At 72.9% G+C, this 16,449-nt stretch carries 19 protein-coding genes and 1 pseudogene; 13 read left to right on the top strand and 7 right to left on the bottom strand.

Annotated elements, in window-relative coordinates; genetic code table 11:
• Nucleotides 1–371: 371 nt before the first annotated feature.
• Nucleotides 372–1,100 carry a hypothetical protein gene (locus ACLQ24_RS21455; protein WP_425893495.1) on the bottom strand — a complete coding sequence of 243 codons (729 nt, stop codon included), beginning with the start codon at nt 1,098–1,100 and terminating at the stop codon, nt 372–374.
• A gap of 89 nt (nt 1,101–1,189) precedes the next feature.
• On the opposite strand from ACLQ24_RS21455, the gene ACLQ24_RS21450 reads away from it, so the two are divergent.
• Complete coding sequence (locus ACLQ24_RS21450; RefSeq protein WP_425893494.1) at nt 1,190–1,381, top strand: hypothetical protein; 192 nt, start codon at nt 1,190–1,192, stop codon at nt 1,379–1,381.
• On the opposite strand, the gene ACLQ24_RS21445 is transcribed toward ACLQ24_RS21450, so the two are convergent.
• A complete protein-coding gene (locus tag ACLQ24_RS21445) occupies nt 1,333–1,815 on the bottom strand; it encodes a DUF6232 family protein (protein WP_425893493.1) in 483 nt (160 codons plus the stop codon). The genes ACLQ24_RS21450 and ACLQ24_RS21445 overlap by 49 nt on opposite strands.
• A 63-nt stretch (nt 1,816–1,878) precedes the next feature.
• Entirely contained in the window at nt 1,879–2,358 is a 480-nt protein-coding gene (locus ACLQ24_RS21440) for a DUF6232 family protein (protein ID WP_425893492.1), read from the bottom strand.
• 98 nt (nt 2,359–2,456) lie between these two features.
• Here ACLQ24_RS21440 and ACLQ24_RS21435 point away from each other — a divergent pair, with 98 nt between their 5' ends.
• Nucleotides 2,457–3,230 (top strand): enoyl-CoA hydratase/isomerase family protein, encoded by a 774-nt coding sequence (locus ACLQ24_RS21435; protein ID WP_425893491.1) that lies wholly within the window; start codon nt 2,457–2,459, stop codon nt 3,228–3,230.
• 92 nt (nt 3,231–3,322) lie between these two features.
• Nucleotides 3,323–4,945 carry an acetolactate synthase gene (locus tag ACLQ24_RS21430; RefSeq protein ID WP_425893490.1) on the top strand — a complete coding sequence of 541 codons (1,623 nt, stop codon included), beginning with the start codon at nt 3,323–3,325 and terminating at the stop codon, nt 4,943–4,945.
• A gap of 47 nt (nt 4,946–4,992) precedes the next feature.
• Here ACLQ24_RS21430 and ACLQ24_RS21425 read toward each other — a convergent pair whose 3' ends face one another.
• Genes ACLQ24_RS21425 through ACLQ24_RS21415 form a run of 3 tightly spaced genes read right to left on the bottom strand, consistent with a single transcriptional unit; the run spans nt 4,993 to nt 6,154 of the window.
• Entirely contained in the window at nt 4,993–5,409 is a 417-nt protein-coding gene (locus ACLQ24_RS21425; RefSeq protein ID WP_425893489.1) for a PLD nuclease N-terminal domain-containing protein, read from the bottom strand.
• Between the two features lie 47 nt (nt 5,410–5,456).
• A complete protein-coding gene (locus ACLQ24_RS21420) occupies nt 5,457–5,765 on the bottom strand; it encodes a DUF202 domain-containing protein (RefSeq protein ID WP_425893488.1) in 309 nt (102 codons plus the stop codon).
• Nucleotides 5,762–6,154, bottom strand: a complete 393-nt coding sequence (locus ACLQ24_RS21415) for a YidH family protein (protein ID WP_425893487.1) — start codon at nt 6,152–6,154, stop codon at nt 5,762–5,764. The genes ACLQ24_RS21420 and ACLQ24_RS21415 overlap by 4 nt, the downstream gene beginning before the upstream one ends.
• A 42-nt stretch (nt 6,155–6,196) precedes the next feature.
• On the opposite strand from ACLQ24_RS21415, the gene ACLQ24_RS21410 reads away from it, so the two are divergent.
• The 10 genes and pseudogenes from ACLQ24_RS21410 (at nt 6,197) to ACLQ24_RS21365 (ending at nt 15,426) form a co-directional block, all read left to right on the top strand.
• Nucleotides 6,197–6,994 (top strand): GNAT family N-acetyltransferase, encoded by a 798-nt coding sequence (locus tag ACLQ24_RS21410; RefSeq protein WP_425893486.1) that lies wholly within the window; start codon nt 6,197–6,199, stop codon nt 6,992–6,994.
• 2 nt (nt 6,995–6,996) lie between these two features.
• Entirely contained in the window at nt 6,997–7,404 is a 408-nt protein-coding gene (locus tag ACLQ24_RS21405) for a hypothetical protein (RefSeq protein ID WP_425893485.1), read from the top strand.
• Between the two features lie 231 nt (nt 7,405–7,635).
• On the top strand, nt 7,636–8,415 hold the full coding sequence (locus tag ACLQ24_RS21400; RefSeq protein WP_425893484.1) for an electron transfer flavoprotein subunit beta/FixA family protein: 780 nt from the start codon (nt 7,636–7,638) through the stop codon (nt 8,413–8,415).
• Nucleotides 8,416–8,429: 14 nt separating this feature from the next.
• Nucleotides 8,430–9,389 carry an electron transfer flavoprotein subunit alpha/FixB family protein gene (locus ACLQ24_RS21395; protein WP_425893483.1) on the top strand — a complete coding sequence of 320 codons (960 nt, stop codon included), beginning with the start codon at nt 8,430–8,432 and terminating at the stop codon, nt 9,387–9,389.
• Between the two features lie 579 nt (nt 9,390–9,968).
• Nucleotides 9,969–10,250, top strand: a pseudogene (locus tag ACLQ24_RS21390) (class F sortase); the annotation flags it as partial.
• Between the two features lie 106 nt (nt 10,251–10,356).
• Complete coding sequence (locus tag ACLQ24_RS21385) at nt 10,357–11,532, top strand: cysteine desulfurase family protein (protein ID WP_425893482.1); 1,176 nt, start codon at nt 10,357–10,359, stop codon at nt 11,530–11,532.
• A 328-nt stretch (nt 11,533–11,860) separates the two neighbouring features.
• On the top strand, nt 11,861–12,934 hold the full coding sequence (gene mnmA / locus ACLQ24_RS21380) for a tRNA 2-thiouridine(34) synthase MnmA (protein ID WP_425893481.1): 1,074 nt from the start codon (nt 11,861–11,863) through the stop codon (nt 12,932–12,934).
• Between the two features lie 37 nt (nt 12,935–12,971).
• Nucleotides 12,972–13,976, top strand: coding sequence for a methionine synthase (locus ACLQ24_RS21375; RefSeq protein WP_425893480.1), 1,005 nt, complete (start codon nt 12,972–12,974; stop codon nt 13,974–13,976).
• 37 nt (nt 13,977–14,013) lie between these two features.
• Nucleotides 14,014–14,385, top strand: coding sequence for a VOC family protein (locus ACLQ24_RS21370; protein WP_425893479.1), 372 nt, complete (start codon nt 14,014–14,016; stop codon nt 14,383–14,385).
• A 30-nt stretch (nt 14,386–14,415) separates the two neighbouring features.
• Nucleotides 14,416–15,426 carry an ADP-ribosylglycohydrolase family protein gene (locus tag ACLQ24_RS21365; RefSeq protein WP_425893478.1) on the top strand — a complete coding sequence of 337 codons (1,011 nt, stop codon included), beginning with the start codon at nt 14,416–14,418 and terminating at the stop codon, nt 15,424–15,426.
• Nucleotides 15,427–15,565: 139 nt separating this feature from the next.
• Here the strand turns inward: ACLQ24_RS21365 and ACLQ24_RS21360 are convergent, their stop codons facing one another.
• A complete protein-coding gene (locus tag ACLQ24_RS21360; protein ID WP_425893477.1) occupies nt 15,566–16,156 on the bottom strand; it encodes a type II toxin-antitoxin system PemK/MazF family toxin in 591 nt (196 codons plus the stop codon).
• Nucleotides 16,157–16,449 lie beyond the last annotated feature (293 nt).

Below are 16,449 nucleotides of genomic sequence, written 5' to 3'. Positions count from 1 at the left end.
AGCGCGAAGCCGCCCGACGCATCAACGCCGAACGACTTCTCACTGCGTAGCCGTCCAGTTACCCGACAGTCTCTAACACAACGCAGAGAAGGCCCTCCAGCATCGCGCTGGGGGGCCAGTCACTCATGCCAGCAGGCTATCGGACCGGGCAGGCCCCGATTGCGCAGTTCTCGTCGATGCCGTCCGGCGCCAGGGTCACCTTGGACATGCGGTACTGGCCCTCGGGCACGTTGGCCGTGAAGCTGACCACTGCCGGTGGAGACGGGGACCGGGCTGACCCGACGTCCCGTCGACGACCTGACCGCACCGACGGCGGCGATCACCTGCGACTGCTGATCCGGCAGCCCGGCCCACCCGGACCGGGCGTGGGTTCAGCCGGCGGATTCGTCGCTGCGCTTCTCGCCCCGTCGGCGCAGCATGCCGAGGCCGGGAATGCCGGCCACGGCGAGCTTGAGGTCACGGGTGACGTCCAGCAAATCGTGCAGGTCGGGCCCGACCCGGTCCAGCGTCGCGAGGATCGGCAGGATGTCGGCGGTCAGGTGCTCCTTGAGCTTGGGCAGCTCGTCGATCAGGTGGATCGCCGCCATGATCTCCTCGTGGCTCAACTCCTCCACGAACCTGCCGGCCATCGGTGCGGCCCGCCGCAGCGCCGGCTCGTACGCCGCCAGCAGTTCCGCCGCCGTGGCCGCGGCCCGCGCGGCCGTGTCCACGGTGACCGCGGCGTTGCCGGCCACCGCGTCGGCCTCGGCGACCACCGTGCCCGCGACACGGGCGACCTTCTCGGCCTCGTTGACCACCACGGCGGCGGCCGTCGCCACCTCGGTGGCCGTGTCGATGGCGGTGGTCGCGGCGGCGCTGATCACCGCCACCTCACGGACCGCCGCCTCGGCGTCGGTGAGCACCTCATCGGTCCGGTCCAGGGTCGTCTCGATCCGATCCACCAGGCCGTTGATCCTGGCCAGCAGCGCCTCCACCCCGTCCAGCACCGCGAACGCGCGGGCGGGCACGGCGGCGAACGAGGCGGCCGAGCCGAGTGCCTGGTCGAGGGCGGAGCGGGTCAGGCCGACCACCGCGGTGGGTGTGGGGAGGGGAAGCGCCATGGGGTCAAGTGTGCGTCGGCCCTGCCACAAGCGCTCGTTCGCGGCTGCTGGCGCGGCCCGGGCCGGGTGCTCGGCGGTAGGGTGCCGGCATGTCGGCCGCCCCGCCGCGCCACCCGCCGAGCACCCGGACCGCCATCCTGCTCGCCCTGCTCGCCCTGTTCGCGGTGGTCGCCGCCGCGCTCGGCACGGCGGTGCTGGTACGCGCCGACGCCGGCCTCGCCGCGTCGGGTGGTCATCGATGGTCCCCATGCTGTTCGACGGCGCGCTGCACGGCCCGGTAGATCTGCCCGAACCGTAGCGCGTCCGGCGTACGCAGGAGCAGGTGCTCCTGACCGTGGTGCTGCACCCACAGCTCGTGCACGTGGCTGCCGCGTTCGTAGGAGCGGTCCAGCCAGCCGAGGGGGATCTCCAGGAAGGGTGCCAGCGCCAGTGTCCCCACCGCGCAGGCGGCGAGGATGATCAACGCCAACTGCCAGTTGCCCCGGTCCTGCGCCGACCACGCCAGCGACACCACGCAGACCAGTGCCACGAGAGGTGGCAGCGACAGCAGCAGGACCAGCACACCGCGACCCAGCACCCGGCCGCGTACGGCGAGGGTCTTCGGCCCCCGTTGGTGCCAGACGAACGTCACGTCGGGCAGGGCGATCACCTGACCGCCCGCCCGGATCGACTCGGAGGTCACCTGCACCGCGTCGTCCCGGTAATAGAGGGTCATCACTAAGCCTAACCACCGGCAGGCAAACCCGCGCGGCTTGCGGCGGCTCGTGCTGCGCGAGATCTAGCGGCGGGTGGCGGGGCGGACGGGTTGGGTGTGCTCCATGGCGCGCTGTACCGCCCGGTAGATCTGCCCGAAGCGCAGCGCATCGCCGGTGCGCAGCAGCCGCACCGGCTGCCCCCGCCAGCGGGCCCAGATCTCCAGTTGGCGGCTGCCCCTGGCGTACGAACGGTCCAGGTGTTCGAAGAGGAAGTCGGCGACCGGGCCGACGGCCAGCCCGACCAGCACCGAGGCGCCCACGACCGCGATCGTCACGGTGGGTGAGCGGTGCAGCCAGATGGCCACGCCGATCCCGAGCACCGCCGCTACCAGCGGACCGGCGAGCGCGGCGGCGATCGCGCCCCGCCCGGCGAGCACCCGCCAGGAGCGGGTGCCGCGCCGGTGCCAGACCACGGTGATCTCGGCCAGCGAGTAGCTGCGGCCGTCGACCTGGACGGCGGTGGAGGTGACCCGAACCGATCTGTCGTCGTAGAAAGTGATCATGGCTGGACTCCCGCCCGCAGGGCTGACACCACAGTACTTACCCCAACGAGCCGGGTCGTAGGGTTGGCACGCGACTTCGGCGAGGAAGTGAGGGCAGCGTGGGCGAGTTCGTTCGGCTGGAGACCAGGGACGGCATCGGCACCATCCGGCTGGAGCGGCCGCCGATGAACGCGCTCAACACCCAGGTGCAGGAGGAGTTGCGCGCCGCCGCCACGGCGGCCACCGCCGATCCCGAGGTCCGCGCCGTCATCGTGTACGGCGGGGAGAAGGTCTTCGCCGCCGGGGCGGACATCAAGCAGATGGCCGACATGTCCTACGTGGACATGGCCGACCGGGCGGCGGCCCTGTCCAGCGCGCTCGGCGCGATCGCCCGTATTCCGAAGCCGGTGGTGGCCGCGATCACCGGGTACGCCCTCGGTGGCGGCTGTGAGCTGGCGCTGGCGTGTGACTGGCGGGTGGTCGCCGAGGACGCCAAGCTCGGCCAGCCGGAGATCAAGCTCGGCGTCATCCCCGGTGCGGGTGGTACCCAGCGGCTGGCCCGGCTGGTGGGTCCGGCGCGGGCGAAGGATCTGATCATGTCGGGGCGGATGGTGGACGCCCAGGAGGCGCTGCGGATCGGTCTGGCCGACCGGGTCGTACCGGCCGCGGAGGTGTACGAGGCGGCGGTCGCGCTCGTCACGCCGTACCTCAATGGGCCTGTGCAGGCCCTGCGCGCGGCGAAGCTGGCGGTCGACGGCGGCCTGGACATGGACCTGAACTCGGGCCTGGCCTGGGAGAGCCAGCTCTTCGCGGCGTTGTTCGCGACCGACGACCGGCGCGAGGGCATGACCGCGTTCGTCGAGAAGCGCAAGCCGGACTTCACCGGCCGCTGACGACGGGTCGACGGCGAACCGAGAACGGTTCACATCCTGCCTACCGGCCAGTAGCGTGTGACGTCGGCCAGGTTTGACGAGAAGGAGCGGCGATGACGGAGCGGATCGAAGGTCACGGCGGGGAACTGGCACTCGCGGCATTGCGGGCGCACGGGGTGCGTGAGATGTTCACCCTCTCCGGTGGCCACGTCTTTCCGCTCTACGACGCCGCCCACAAGACCGACTTTCCGCTCTACGACGTCCGGCACGAGCAGTCGGCGGTCTTCGCGGCCGAGGCGGTGGCGAAGCTCCAGCGCCGCCCCGGCCTCGCCGTCCTCACGGCCGGCCCGGGCGTCACCAACGGCATCTCCGGAATGACCAGTGCGTTCTTCAACGCGTCCCCGGTGCTGGTGCTCGGTGGTCGCGCGCCCGCGTTCCGCTGGGGCTCCGGCAGCCTTCAGGAGATGGACCACCTGCCGCTGGTCGCCCCGGTCACCAAGCACGCCGAGACGGTGTTCAGCATCGACGACATCCCGCGTGCGGTGGGCGCCGCCCTCACCGCCGCGCTCACCCCGCACCGCGGCCCGGCCTTCCTCGACTTCCCGCTGGAGACGGTCTTCTCGGTCGCCGAGACCGACCTGCCCGCCCCGTCCGGCGTCGACGCCGTCGAGCCGGACCCGGACGAGGTCAGCCGGGCCGCCACACTGATCGCCAGCGCGCAGCGGCCCGTCATCATCGCCGGCTCGGACGTCTACGCCGGCGACGCGGTGCCGGCGCTGCGCGAAGCCGCCGAGGCATTGCAGGTGCCGGTCTTCACCAACGGGATGGGCCGCGGCTCGCTGCCGCCGGAGCACCCGCTCGCCTTCGCCAAGGCCCGCCGCGCCGCGCTCTCCGGGGCCGACGTCGTCGTGGTGGTCGGTACGCCGCTGGACTTCCGGCTCAGCTTCGGCGACTTCGGCGACGCCAAGGTCGTGCACATCGTCGACGCGCCCAGCCAGCGCGCCATGCACGTGCAGCCGGCCGTGGCCCCCGCCGGAGACCTGCGGCTGATTCTCTCCGCGCTGGCCGATCACGCCGGTGACCGGGCCGACCACACCGACTGGATCGCGGACCTGCGGATCGCCGAGGACGCGGCGAAGGCCCGGGACGCCGGCGAGATGGCCGCCGAGACCGACCCGATCCGGCCGGCCCGGATCTACGGCGAGCTGCGCCGCGTGCTCGCCCCGGACGCGATCACCATCGGTGACGGCGGTGACTTCGTCTCGTACGCCGGGCGCTACCTGGAGCCGTCGCAGCCCGGCACCTGGCTGGACCCGGGCCCGTACGGCTGCCTGGGCACCGGCATGGGCTATGCGATGGGCGCGCGGGTCAGCCACCCGGACCGGCAGATCTGCGTACTGATGGGCGACGGCGCGGCCGGCTTCTCGCTGATGGACGTCGAGTCGCTGGTCCGCCAGAAGCTGCCGGTGGTGATCGTCGTCGGCAACAACGGCATCTGGGGGTTGGAGAAGCACCCGATGCGGGCCATGTACGGCTACGACGTCGCCGCCGACCTCCAACCGGAGCTGCGCTACGACACGGTGGTCAGCGCGCTCGGCGGCGCGGGGGAGACGGTCGCGAAGGCCGCCGACCTTGCGCCGGCGCTGCAACGGGCGTTCGACTCCGGAGTGCCGTACCTGGTCAACGTGCTCACCGACCCGACCGACGCGTACCCCCGCTCGTCGAACCTGGCCTGAGTCGTGCCGGCAGCCGCCGTCGCCCGCGCGGGGCGACGGCGGTGTGCTCACACCTCCGGCCGGTCGCCCTCACGGGGTGGCTCACCGTCGCGGCGGCGCAGGTCGTCCTCACGCCGCCGCAGGTCCTCCTCCCAGCGGCGGAAGAGTTCCGTGTCCTGCTGCTTGGCGCGGTCCTGCATCGAGCGGAGGAACTCCGGGTCGTCGTCGGGAGCGAGTGGACGGCGTGGCCGCCGCTCGGCGGTGCCCATGCCACTCGGCCACACCGGTCGGCTCGCGGTGCCGGGCTCGCGCCCGGCGACGAACCAGGCGATCGACCCGACCAGGGGGAAGAACAGGATGATCAGCACCCAGGCGATCCGGGGCAGGGCGCGGATCTGACCCTCCTCGGCGGACAGGCAACTGATCAGCGCGCAGACGGCGAGGACGATCTGCGCCAGGAAGAGGAGAACGTACAGCCGGGCCATGCACCCATCATGGCGTACGGTGTCCCGTCAGCGCAGTCCGCGAACCGTCAGCAGTACGCCGAGCGAACCGCCAGCAGCACGCCGAGCAGGGCGAGCCCGACGGTGCCCAGCGCGACCAGCGGTAACGTCCGGCCGCCGGTGCGGGCCACGCCGACGCCGGTGGCGCGCGGCCAGCAGAGCACGAGCAGGCCGCCCCAGACCAGCACGGCAGCGCCGACGACCAGCGCACCGAACGGGCCGCCGTTCGACGCCAGCCGGACGGCCAGCGCGGTCACCACGGTCAGCGTCAGCAGGGTGCGTCGCCAGGCCAGCCGGGTTCGCTCCGGCTGCAGCCCCGGGTCGCGTCCGGCGCTCACCGTTCCCCGATCGCCCGGGCCAGGACCGCGAGTACCAGCAGGACGGCCCCCGCGCCCACGGCGAGGGCGAGGACGGCGGGGAAGCGGGAGGCGGGCAGTTCCTGACCGAGCCGGATGGCCCGTTCGGTACGCGCCCAGTGGTCGACCGCCCGGATCGCGACGGTGCCGCCGAGCAGCAGCAGCGCGACCGCGATGACCTCCCGCAGGTGGCTCATCGGCAGCGGCGGCAGGAACTGTGCGGCGGCCAGCCCGCCGCCGACCAGCGCGAGGCTGGTACGCAGCCAGGCGAGGAAGGTCCGCTCGTTGGCGAGGGAGAATCGGTAGTCCGGTGTCTCACCGACGGCGCGCGCCTCCGCCGGGTCGAACCATCGCCTGATCGCTTCCCACACGCTGGGAGATTATCCGCTTCCCTCACGCCTTAGCCTGGTTCGGTGACTGATCTTGATGTGGACACCCTGCGCGCCGCCTACGACAACCAGCTCCGCCCGGAGATTCCCGACCCGGTGCCGGCCGGCGTGACCGTCGAGCGGGACGGCCCGCTCGTGCGGATCACTGGGCTCGACGCCGGCGGCTTCCTCACCTACCGCGACCTGGGTGGGCTGACCGGCGACGCGCTGGACGAGCTGATCGCCCGGCAGGTGGCGTTGTTCCGCGAGCGCGGACAGTCGGTGGAGTGGAAGCTCAACGAGCACGACGAGCCGGCCGACCTGGCGGACCGGCTGCGCGCCGCCGGCTTCGTGCCGGAGGACCGGGAGACCGTCGTGGTCGGTCCGGTCGCGCCGCTGGCCGCCGCGCTGCCGGTCGTCCCCGAGGGGGTACGCCTGCGTGAGGTGACCGCCCGGGAGGACCTGGAGCGGATCGCCGCCATGGAGGAGGAGGTCTGGCGGGAGGACCGCTCGCACCTGGTGTGGGGCCTGGCCAAGGAGATCGACGCCGACCCGAATTCGATCACGGTGGTGGTGGCCGAGGCGGACGGGACGGTGGTCAGTGCCGGCTGGGTGCGGTTCCCGGCGAACACCGGCTTCGCCACCCTCTGGGGTGGCTCGACCCTGTCGCAGTGGCGGCGCAAGGGCATCTACCGGGCGCTGGTCAACTACCGGGCGCGGCTGGCCGAACAGCGGGGTCGGACGCTCATGCAGGTCGACTGCTCCGAGGACAGCCGGCCGATCCTCCAGCGCCTCGGCCTCGTACCCGTCACCACCACCACCCCGTACGTCTACACTCCGTGATCATGGAGCAGCGGTTGACGGACGAGGAGCGCCTGACCCTCAAGACGGGCGCCTTCGGCGCGGTCTTTCTGGTCTCGAACGCCGACCCGGGGATGCTGGGCGTGATCCGGGAGAGCGTGGCCGCCTCCGGCGCGCTGGCCGACGCGAGCGGCGTGGTCAAGGAGGCGCTGACCACCGGCCCGCTGCCCCGCCTGCCCCGGGACTCCCAGTTGGAGATCGAGTCGGTGGTGCTGCCGGCGCTCGGCCGGGCGGTGCGGATCCTGCGGGAAAAGTCGCCGGCCGACGTCGAGGCGTACCGGTCGGTGGTGTTGACCGCCGCCGACCGGGTGGCCCGCGCGCACGACGGGGTGGCCCCGGCCGAGGCCGCGGTCATCGACCAGATCCGGGGTGCGCTGGCCGAGCCGGTCTGATCACGCCGCGCCCCGCTTTTGGTGGATCGGCGGGGTGAGCCGCTGCGCCGTGGTGGTCTGGTGACCTGTGTCACTCTACGTGCCCGGCGATAACCTACTGGCAGGTAACATTGCGGGCGTGGGCAACTGCACAGCAGCCCGCGGTTGACCGGGCGTCGACCGACACGCGAGGCTGCGGCCCAGACCGGGCGAGCCAATCGCAACACCACACAGGAGGGTCGTCGAAGCGCGATGAACATCGTCGTACTCGTCAAGCAGGTGCCTGATTCGGGCGCGGACCGCAACCTGCGCAATGACGACAACACCATCGACCGCGGTTCGGCGAACAACGTGATCAACGAGATGGACGAGTACGCCATCGAGGAGGCGCTGAAGATCAAGGAGGCGCACGGCGGCGAGGTCACCATCCTGACCATGGGTCCGGACCGGGCGACCGAGTCGATCCGCAAGGCGCTCTCCATGGGCCCGGACAAGGCCGTCCACGTCGTGGACGACGCCCTGCACGGCTCCTGCGCGGTGGCCACCTCGAAGGTGCTCGCCGCCGCCCTCGGTCAGCTCAACGCCGACCTGGTGATCTGCGGCGCCGAGTCCACCGACGGCCGCGTCCAGGTCATGCCGCACATGATCGCCGAGCGGCTCGGCGTCGCGGCGCTCACCGGCGCACGCAAGCTCACCGTCGACGGCGCGACGCTGACCGCCGAGCGGCAGACCGAGGAGGGCTACGAGGTCGTCACGGCCACCACGCCGGCCGTGGTCTCCGTGTGGGACACCATCAACGAGCCGCGCTACCCCTCCTTCAAGGGCATCATGGCCGCCAAGAAGAAGCCGGTGCAGACGTTCTCCCTGGCCGACCTCGGCGTCGCCCCGACCGAGGTGGGCTTCGACGGCGCGACCAGTGCCGTCGTCGAGCACACCAAGCGCCCGCCGCGCTCCGGCGGCGCCAAGATCACCGATGAGGGCGAGGGCGGCGTCAAGCTGGTCGAGTTCCTCGCCACCGAGAAGTTCGTGTGAGAGGGGCTGAAGACATGTCCGAGGTTCTCGTCGTCGTCGAAGCCACCAGGGAATTCGACGTCAAGAAGGTCACCCTCGAGATGCTCACCCTCGCGCGTGAGCTGGGCACCCCGAGCGCGGTGGTGCTCGGTGGCCCCGGCGCTGCCGAGGCGCTGAGCGCCAAGCTGGGCGAGTACGGCGCGGAGAAGATCTACGCCGCCGAGAGTGACGACATCGACGGCCACCTGGTGGCCCCCAAGGCGACCGTGCTGGCCGAGCTGGTCCAGCGGGTGCAGCCGGCCGCCGTGCTGCTGGCCTCCGCCCAGGAGGGCAAGGAGATCGCCGCCCGGCTCGCCGTCAAGCTCGACAACGGCATCCTGACCGACGTGGTGGGCCTGGACGCCGACGGCACCGCCACCCAGGTCGCCTTCGCCGGCTCCACCATCGTCAAGTCCAAGGTCACCAAGGGCCTGCCGCTGGTCACCGTCCGACCCAACTCGGTCACCCCCGCCCCGGCGGCGGCCACCCCGGCGATCGAGCAGCTCACCGTGTCGGTCACCGACACCGACAAGCTGGCCAGGATCGTCGAGCGGGTCGCCGAGCAGAAGGGCTCCCGCCCCGAGCTGACCGAGGCCGGCGTGGTCGTCTCCGGCGGCCGTGGGGTCGGCAACGCAGACAACTTCAAGCTGGTCGAGGAGTTGGCCGACCTGCTCGGCGGCGCCGTCGGCGCGTCCCGGGCGGCCGTCGACTCCGGCTTCTACCCGCACCAGTTCCAGGTGGGTCAGACCGGCAAGACGGTCTCCCCGCAGCTCTACGTGGCGCTCGGCATATCCGGGGCCATCCAGCACCGGGCCGGCATGCAGACCTCGAAGACGATCGTCGCCGTCAACAAGGACGGCGAGGCGCCGATCTTCGAGCTGGCCGACTTCGGCGTGGTGGGCGACCTGTTCAAGATCGTCCCGCAGGCCGCCGAGGAGATCCGCAAGCGCAAGTGAGCGTGTGACGAGAGAGTGGCCGCCCGGGAACGGGCGGCCACTCTCCTCGTGGGAGCTGATCGGCGGGCCGGGGAGCTGAGCCGGCCCGCCGATCAGCCCGTCAGGGTGCCCCTCAACAGGCTGTCGCCGGAGTGGCGGGTGTTGTTGTCGTACTGCCTGGCGGACACCGTCGACCACCGAGTAGCTCCTGAGGTCGACATTCGGGGGTAGCGGCAGCAGCGCGTCCGCGTCGCCACCGAGGGTGCCGATCGAGAACATCTCCATGGTCGTCGGGTTGATGAGCCAGACCTCGTAGTACCCCGGCACGCGCGGGAGATTCGCCACATGCAGATGTAGTTGGCCGCCCTGCAGGACCCGCGCGTCGCCCTGGGCCGACTTCGGCGTCGAGCCGAACGCCGCCAGCGGCGCGCTGGCCAGCACCGACGGCGTTTTGGTCGGCTCCGGTTCGGTTGGCCGCAGCACCGAGATCGTGCCCACGACACCGATCGCCGCCGCCACGACGGCGGTCACCGCCGTGGCTGCCCAGCGGGACCAGCCCCGACCCCGGCCGGGCCGGCGCGTCGGGTCCAGCCGGGTGACCGTCGACTGGACCAGGGCGACACCCTGACCGCGACCGCGACCGCGACCGCGACCGCGACCGCGACCGCGACCGCGACCGCGACCGCGACCGGCAGTGACGGCAAGGCCCGGCGGTACCGGGTCGTCGCCCGGGAGGAGTACGCCAAGACCAAGATCCCGTTGGACCGGTACTTCGCCCGGCACGGCAAGCCGCGGCTGACCCTGATCACCTGCGGTGGGCCGTTCGACGCCAAGGCACGCACGTACCGCGACAACATCGTCGTCACGGCGGTGCCCGCCTGACCGGGTGCTCGACGACGTGCCGGGGCGGGGGCTCCCGCCCCGGCACGTCGCGCGGAGTCCACTCCGCCCTCCGGTCTTCGCGCAGTCGGCCGTACGCTGAAGGGTGATGGCTTACCTGGATCACGCGGCTACCACTCCCATGCTCGACGAGGCACTGGAGGCGTACGTCGCCACCGCCCGCGAGGTCGGCAACGCGTCCTCCCTGCACGCGGCCGGTCGTCGTGCCCGTCGTCGGGTCGAGGAGTCGCGCGAGCGGGTGGCCGCGGTGCTGGGCGCCCGGCCGTCCGAAGTGATCTTCACCGGTGGTGGCACGGAGAGCGACAACCTGGCGGTCAAGGGCATCTTCTGGGCCCGTCGGGCCGCCGGCCCCGACCGTCGACGGGTGATCTCCAGTGCCGTCGAGCACCACGCCGTGCTCGACTCGGTCGACTGGCTGGTCGAGCACGAGAACGCCGAGGTCGGCTGGCTGCCGGTGGACTCCACTGGCCGGCTCGACCCGGAGGACCTGCGCGCCGAACTCGGCGCGCACGCCGACCAGGTGGCCGTGGTCACCGCGATGTGGGCCAACAACGAGGTCGGTACGGTGCAGCCGGTGGCCGAACTGGCCGCCGTCGCTGCCGAGCACGGAGTGCCGTTCCACACCGACGCCATCCAGGCCGTTGGCCAGGTGCCGGTCGACTTCGCCGCCAGCGGAGCCTCCGCGCTGACCGTCACCGGTCACAAGTTGGGCGGCCCGATCGGGGTGGGCGCCCTGCTGCTCGCCCGGGACGTGGCCGCCGTACCGCTGCTGCACGGCGGCGGCCAGGAGCGCGACGTCCGCTCCGGCACGCTGGACACCGCCGGCATCGTCGCCTTCGCGGTCGCCGTCGAGACGGCGGTCAAGGGCCAGCAGGAGTACGCGGCCCGGGTGGCCGCCCTGCGCGACGACCTGATCGAGCGGGTCCGCCGGGCGGTGCCCGAGGTGATCTACAACGGTGACCCGACCGACCGGCTCCCCGGCAATGCGCACTTCTCCTTCCCGGGCTGCGAGGGCGACGCCCTGCTGCTCCTGCTCGACGCCCACGGCATCGCCTGCTCGACGGGTTCGGCCTGCTCGGCCGGAGTCGCCCAGCCGTCGCACGTGCTGCTGGCGATGGGCGCCGACGACGACCGCGCCCGTTCCTCGCTGCGTTTCACCCTCGGCCACACCAGCACCCAGGCCGAGATCGACGCCCTCGTCGCGGCCCTCCCGGCGGCGGTGGAACGAGCCCGCCGCGCCGCCGCCCCCCGAACCCCCCGCTAACCACCCACCCCCCACCCCCCACCCCCACCCACCCCCCACCCCCCACCCCCCACCCCCACCCACCCCCCACCCCCCACCCCCACCCACCCCCCACCCCCCACCCACCCACCCACCCACCCACTCACCCCCGGGCCCTCCCGTCCCCGGCGTGGTCCCGGGCGTCTGTCCCCGTCGATCATGGGGTTGTTGCCCTGCCGACCGGCGTGTCGTGGCAATAAGTTCATGATCGACGCGCTGACCGGGCGGGGTGCCACACGGCGGAGCGCGGGGCGGGGGTGGGGGGTGGGGCGGGCTGGTGGATAGGGTTGGCGGGGGAGGGGGTTCGCTGGTGAGAGTTCTGGCGGCGATGTCGGGCGGGGTTGACTCGGCCGTGGCGGCGGCGCGTGCGGTGGCGGCCGGGCATAACGTGACCGGGGTGCACCTGGCGTTGGCGCGCAACCCGCAGACGTACCGGACCGGGGCGCGCGGTTGCTGCACCCTGGAGGACTCCCGGGATGCCCGTCGGGCGGCTGACGTGATCGGCATCCCCTTCTATGTGTGGGACATGGCGGACCGGTTCCACGAGGACGTCGTGGACGACTTTGTCGCCGAGTACGCCGCGGGTCGTACGCCGAACCCGTGCCTGCGCTGCAACGAGAAGATCAAGTTCGCGGCGGTGCTGGATCGGGCGGTGGCCCTGGGCTTCGACGCGGTGGTCACCGGTCACCACGCCCGGCTCGGCCCGGACGGGCTGCTGCGCCGCAGCGTCGACGTCGCCAAGGACCAGTCGTACGTGCTGGCGGTCCTCACCCGCGAGCAGCTGGACCGGTCGATGTTTCCGCTCGGCGACTCGACGAAGGCCCAGGTCCGCGCGGAGGCCGCCGAGCGTGGCCTGGCGGTGGCCGACAAGCCGGACTCCCACGACATCTGCTTCATCGCCGACGGCGACACCCGCGGCTTCCTCGCCGGCCGGCTCGGCGAGACGCCCGGCGACGTCGTCGACGCGAGCACCGGCGCGGTGGTCGGCAGCCACACCGGGGCTTACGCGTACACGGTGGGCCAGCGTCGCGGCCTGCACCTGGACCGGCCCGCCCCGGACGGTCGGCCGCGCTACGTGCTCTCCATCACGCCCAAGACCAACACGGTGACGGTCGGTCCGGCCGAGGCGCTGGAGGTCTCCCAGGTACGGGCGATCCGCCCGGTCTGGACCGGCGGGCCCCGCCCGGACGCGCCGGTGGAGTGCGAGGTGCAGCTACGCGCGCACGGCGAGGTGGTGCCGGCGACCGTCGACCTCGACGGTGACACGCTGCACGCCGAGCTGCGTCGACCGGTTCGCGGTGTCGCCGCCGGTCAGGCCGTGGTGGCGTACCGGCCGGACCCGGCCGGCGACATCGTCCTCGGCTCGGCCACCATCGCCGGCTGACCGCACGGCCTAAGCGCTCGCGGGATAGCCTTCGGCGGTGACAGATCAGGCGTGGCCCTGGCCGGCCGGCACGGCGACCGGCATCGGTTCGTTGCCCGGCACCGACATCGCCGAGGCCCAGCGGGTGGTCCTCGGTGAGCTTCCCGAGCTGCCGCACCTGCCCGAGCTGCCGGCGAGAGGCCCGGGGGCCGACCTGATCGGCCGCAGCGCCGGGCTGCTGGTCGAGCTGCCCGTCGAGCTGTACACCGGGCGGTGGCGGGTCGCCCCCCGTCCCGGCCGTGACCTGCGCCGGGCCCGGGACCTGATGGAACGCGATCTGGACCAGCTCGCCGAGCAGGCCGAGGGGTACACCGGCCCGATCAAGGTGCAGGCCAGCGGCCCGCTCACCCTCGTGGCCTCGCTGGAGCTGCCGATCGGCGGCCGGCTGCTGCGCGACCCCGGTGCCGTGCGCGATCTCACCGGCTCCCTCGCCGAGGGGCTGCGCGGGCACGTCGCGGCGGTCGCGCGACGGCTGCCCGGGGCATCGGTGGTCCTGCAACTGGACGAGCCGTCGCTGCCGACCGTGCTGGCCGGGCGGGTGCCGACCGAGAGCGGGCTGGGCGCGTACCGGGCGGTGGAGTCGGCCGACGCGGCAGCCCTGCTGCGTACGGTCGTCGACGCGGTGGGCGTACCCACGGTGGTGCACTGCTGCGCCCCGGACGTGCCGCTGGAGCTGATCCGTTCCACCGGGGCCGTCGCGGTCGCCCTCGACCTCGACCTGGTCACCGACCTGGACCCGCTGGGCGAGGCGATCGACGCCGGCCTCGGGCTGTTGGCCGGCGCCGCGCCGACCCGGCCGCCGTCGGCCGGTGGCGCACCGACCTCCGCGCAGATCGCCGATCGGGTACGCCAGATCTGGGACCGCCTCGGCTTTCCTCGTCGGCAGCTCGCCGAGCAGGTGGTCGTCACCCCGGCGTGTGGCCTGGCCGGCGCTACTCCGCAGTACGCCCGCGCGGTGCTCGCGGCCTGTCGGGATGCCGGCCGACGGTTCACCGAGGAGTGACGTTTTCCTGTCGTAGCCGCTGGGCAGGATGACGGTCATGATTGGACAGCTACGTTCAGTGGTGATCGACTGCCCCGACCCGCGGGCGTTGGCGGCGTTCTACTCCGAGCTGCTCGGCATCCCCCTGTTCGAGAGCGAGGGCGAGGCCGATGACGAGTGGGTGGTGCTGGGCGGTCCGCCCGGGCACCAGCCCCGCCTGGCGTTCCAGCGGGCGCTCAACCTGCGGCCGCCAACCTGGCCGGACCCGGAGCGCCCGCAGCAGTTCCACCTGGATGTGACGGTGGACGACGTCGAGAGCGCGGAGAAGGCGGCGCTCGCTCTCGGTGCTCGGCGGCTGCCCGGCGAGGGCGAGGGTTTCCGCGTCTACGCCGATCCGGCCGGCCACCCGTTCTGCCTCTGCTGGGACTGAGCATGGCGTGGATTGCGGCGGCCCGGCATCATGGCCGCCGTGATCCACTCCTCTCCGCTGCGCGCCTCCGGTTCGCTCTTCGGTCTCGCTTACGGCGACGCCCTGGGCAAGCCCACCGAGTTCCTGACCGTCGCCGAGATCGAGCGCCGCTACGGTCCGACCGGCCCGCGTGAGCTGACCGGCGACCCGGCGCTGGTCACGGACGACACGCAGATGGCGCTGGCGGTGGGCTGGGCGCTGCACGAGGCGCCTACGCTCACGCCGGAGGTGGTGGAGCCGCTGCTACGACGCCGCTTCGTGGCCTGGTCGGTCAGCCCGGACAACAACCGCGCCCCCGGGATGACCTGCCTGCGTGCCTGCGCCGACCTGGCCCGTGGCTTGCCCTGGCAGGAGGCGACGGTCGCGGGCTCGAAGGGCTGCGGCGCGAACATGCGGGTGACGCCGGTGGGGCTGCTCGACGTGGACCTCGACACGCTGGCCGGTCTGGCCCAGTTGCAGGCCGGGCTGACCCACGGCCACCCGACCGGGCTGGCCGCCAGTGAACTCACCGCGTACGCGGTCATCGCCCTGCGCGGGGGCGTCCCGCTGGCGGATCTTCCCGCGGTTCTCGCCGAGCGGGCGCGGTCCCAGCGCCGGGTCTACCACCGGGAGTGGCTGGGCGATCTCTGGCGACGGCCGGGGGTCGACACGCCGGAGGACTTCATCGTTCGCGGCTGGGACGAGTGCCTGGCGGCGCTGCGCCGGCTGACGACCGCCCTGCGCGAGCCGGACGACGGCGGCGACCCGTGCCGGGCCACCGGGGAGGGCTGGGTGGCCGAGGAGGCGCTGGCCACCGCGCTGTTCTGCGCCGTACGCCACGCCGACGACCCGGTCGCCGCGGTGGCCCGGGGTGCGACCACCGCCGGCGACTCCGACTCGATCGCCGCCCTGGCCGGCGCCTTCGTGGGCGCGGCCGTCGGCATGGCTGCCTGGCCGTCCGAGTGGGCCGAGCGCATCGAGTACGCCGACCAGCTCGCCACCCTCGGCGCGGCCTGGGACTGACCCACCGTGCCCAGGCGGGGTGGATCGATCGACCCGGGTTCCTGCACGTCGCGGTGTGCGGCGGGCGGACACACCGGGTTTCCGGAACCCGAGTGGATCATGACGTGGGGCCGGGTGGCCCGTGGTCCGTGGCCCGCTGTCAGCTGGTGGGCAGGTGGCGCAGGCTGCGGACCTTGCGCCACAGGTCGGCGTCGCAGCGTCCGGCGCGGTCGGCGAAGTCGGCCGAGCTGATCCGGATCGGCTCGGTCAGGCTGAGGTAGCTGTCGTGCTCGGCGTCGGCATCCCACTCCCGGGTGGGAATCCGCACGTGGTCGTCGCGGTCGCTCTTGTCCTGGCTGGTGATCTTCAGGACGTCGGCGCCCCGCGAGTCGACGCGGAGCACCAGGCAGGGCCGCACCTTCGAGCCGCTGCCGTCGACGTACGGCACGTCGGCCCACCAGATCTCGCCCGCTGCCGGAGTGTCGGCCGCCCGATCGGTCTCCCGGGAGCGGGTTGTACCGGCCGGCCGGTCGGTGCCACGCGGCCTCGGCGCCGCGGGTCGACGGCCGCCCACGCCGGTCGTGGCACCCCGGCCGGGGCGGTCGTTCGAGCGTCCGTCGTTCGAGCGTCCGCCTGTCCAGCGTCGGTCGGTCGAGCGTCGCGTGGCCGCCCGGTGCCGCCAGCTGTTCCACGCCCAACCGGCGGCCACCGCCAGCAGGATCGCCACCGCCCAGAGCAGCGCCTCGTTCATCGCCACCTCCGCGTCAGGGCGGCGCGCAGCCGCTTCGTGCGGCGATCCTCGCACGTCAGAGCCCCCACCGCCCGGCGACGACACCACCGCCCGCGCGACACGGCCGCCCGGCGATGGCAGCGCGGCCCTCTTCCCCGTCGGCGACGTCAAGATCCGCGACGTGGCCGGCCTGGGACTTCATGGCCGTGCGGCGACTGGCATGGCCGTGCGGCGACTGGCATGGCCGTGCGGCGACTGGCATGGCCGTGCGGCGACTGGCATGGCCGTGCGGCGACTGGCATGGCCGTGCGGCG

Origin of the sequence: Micromonospora sp. DT4 (genome assembly GCF_049841675.1) — a bacterium.
GTDB lineage: Bacteria > Actinomycetota > Actinomycetes > Mycobacteriales > Micromonosporaceae > Micromonospora.
Note: the sequence above shows the minus strand (reverse complement) of the source record. Positions and strands in the feature narration are given on the sequence as shown.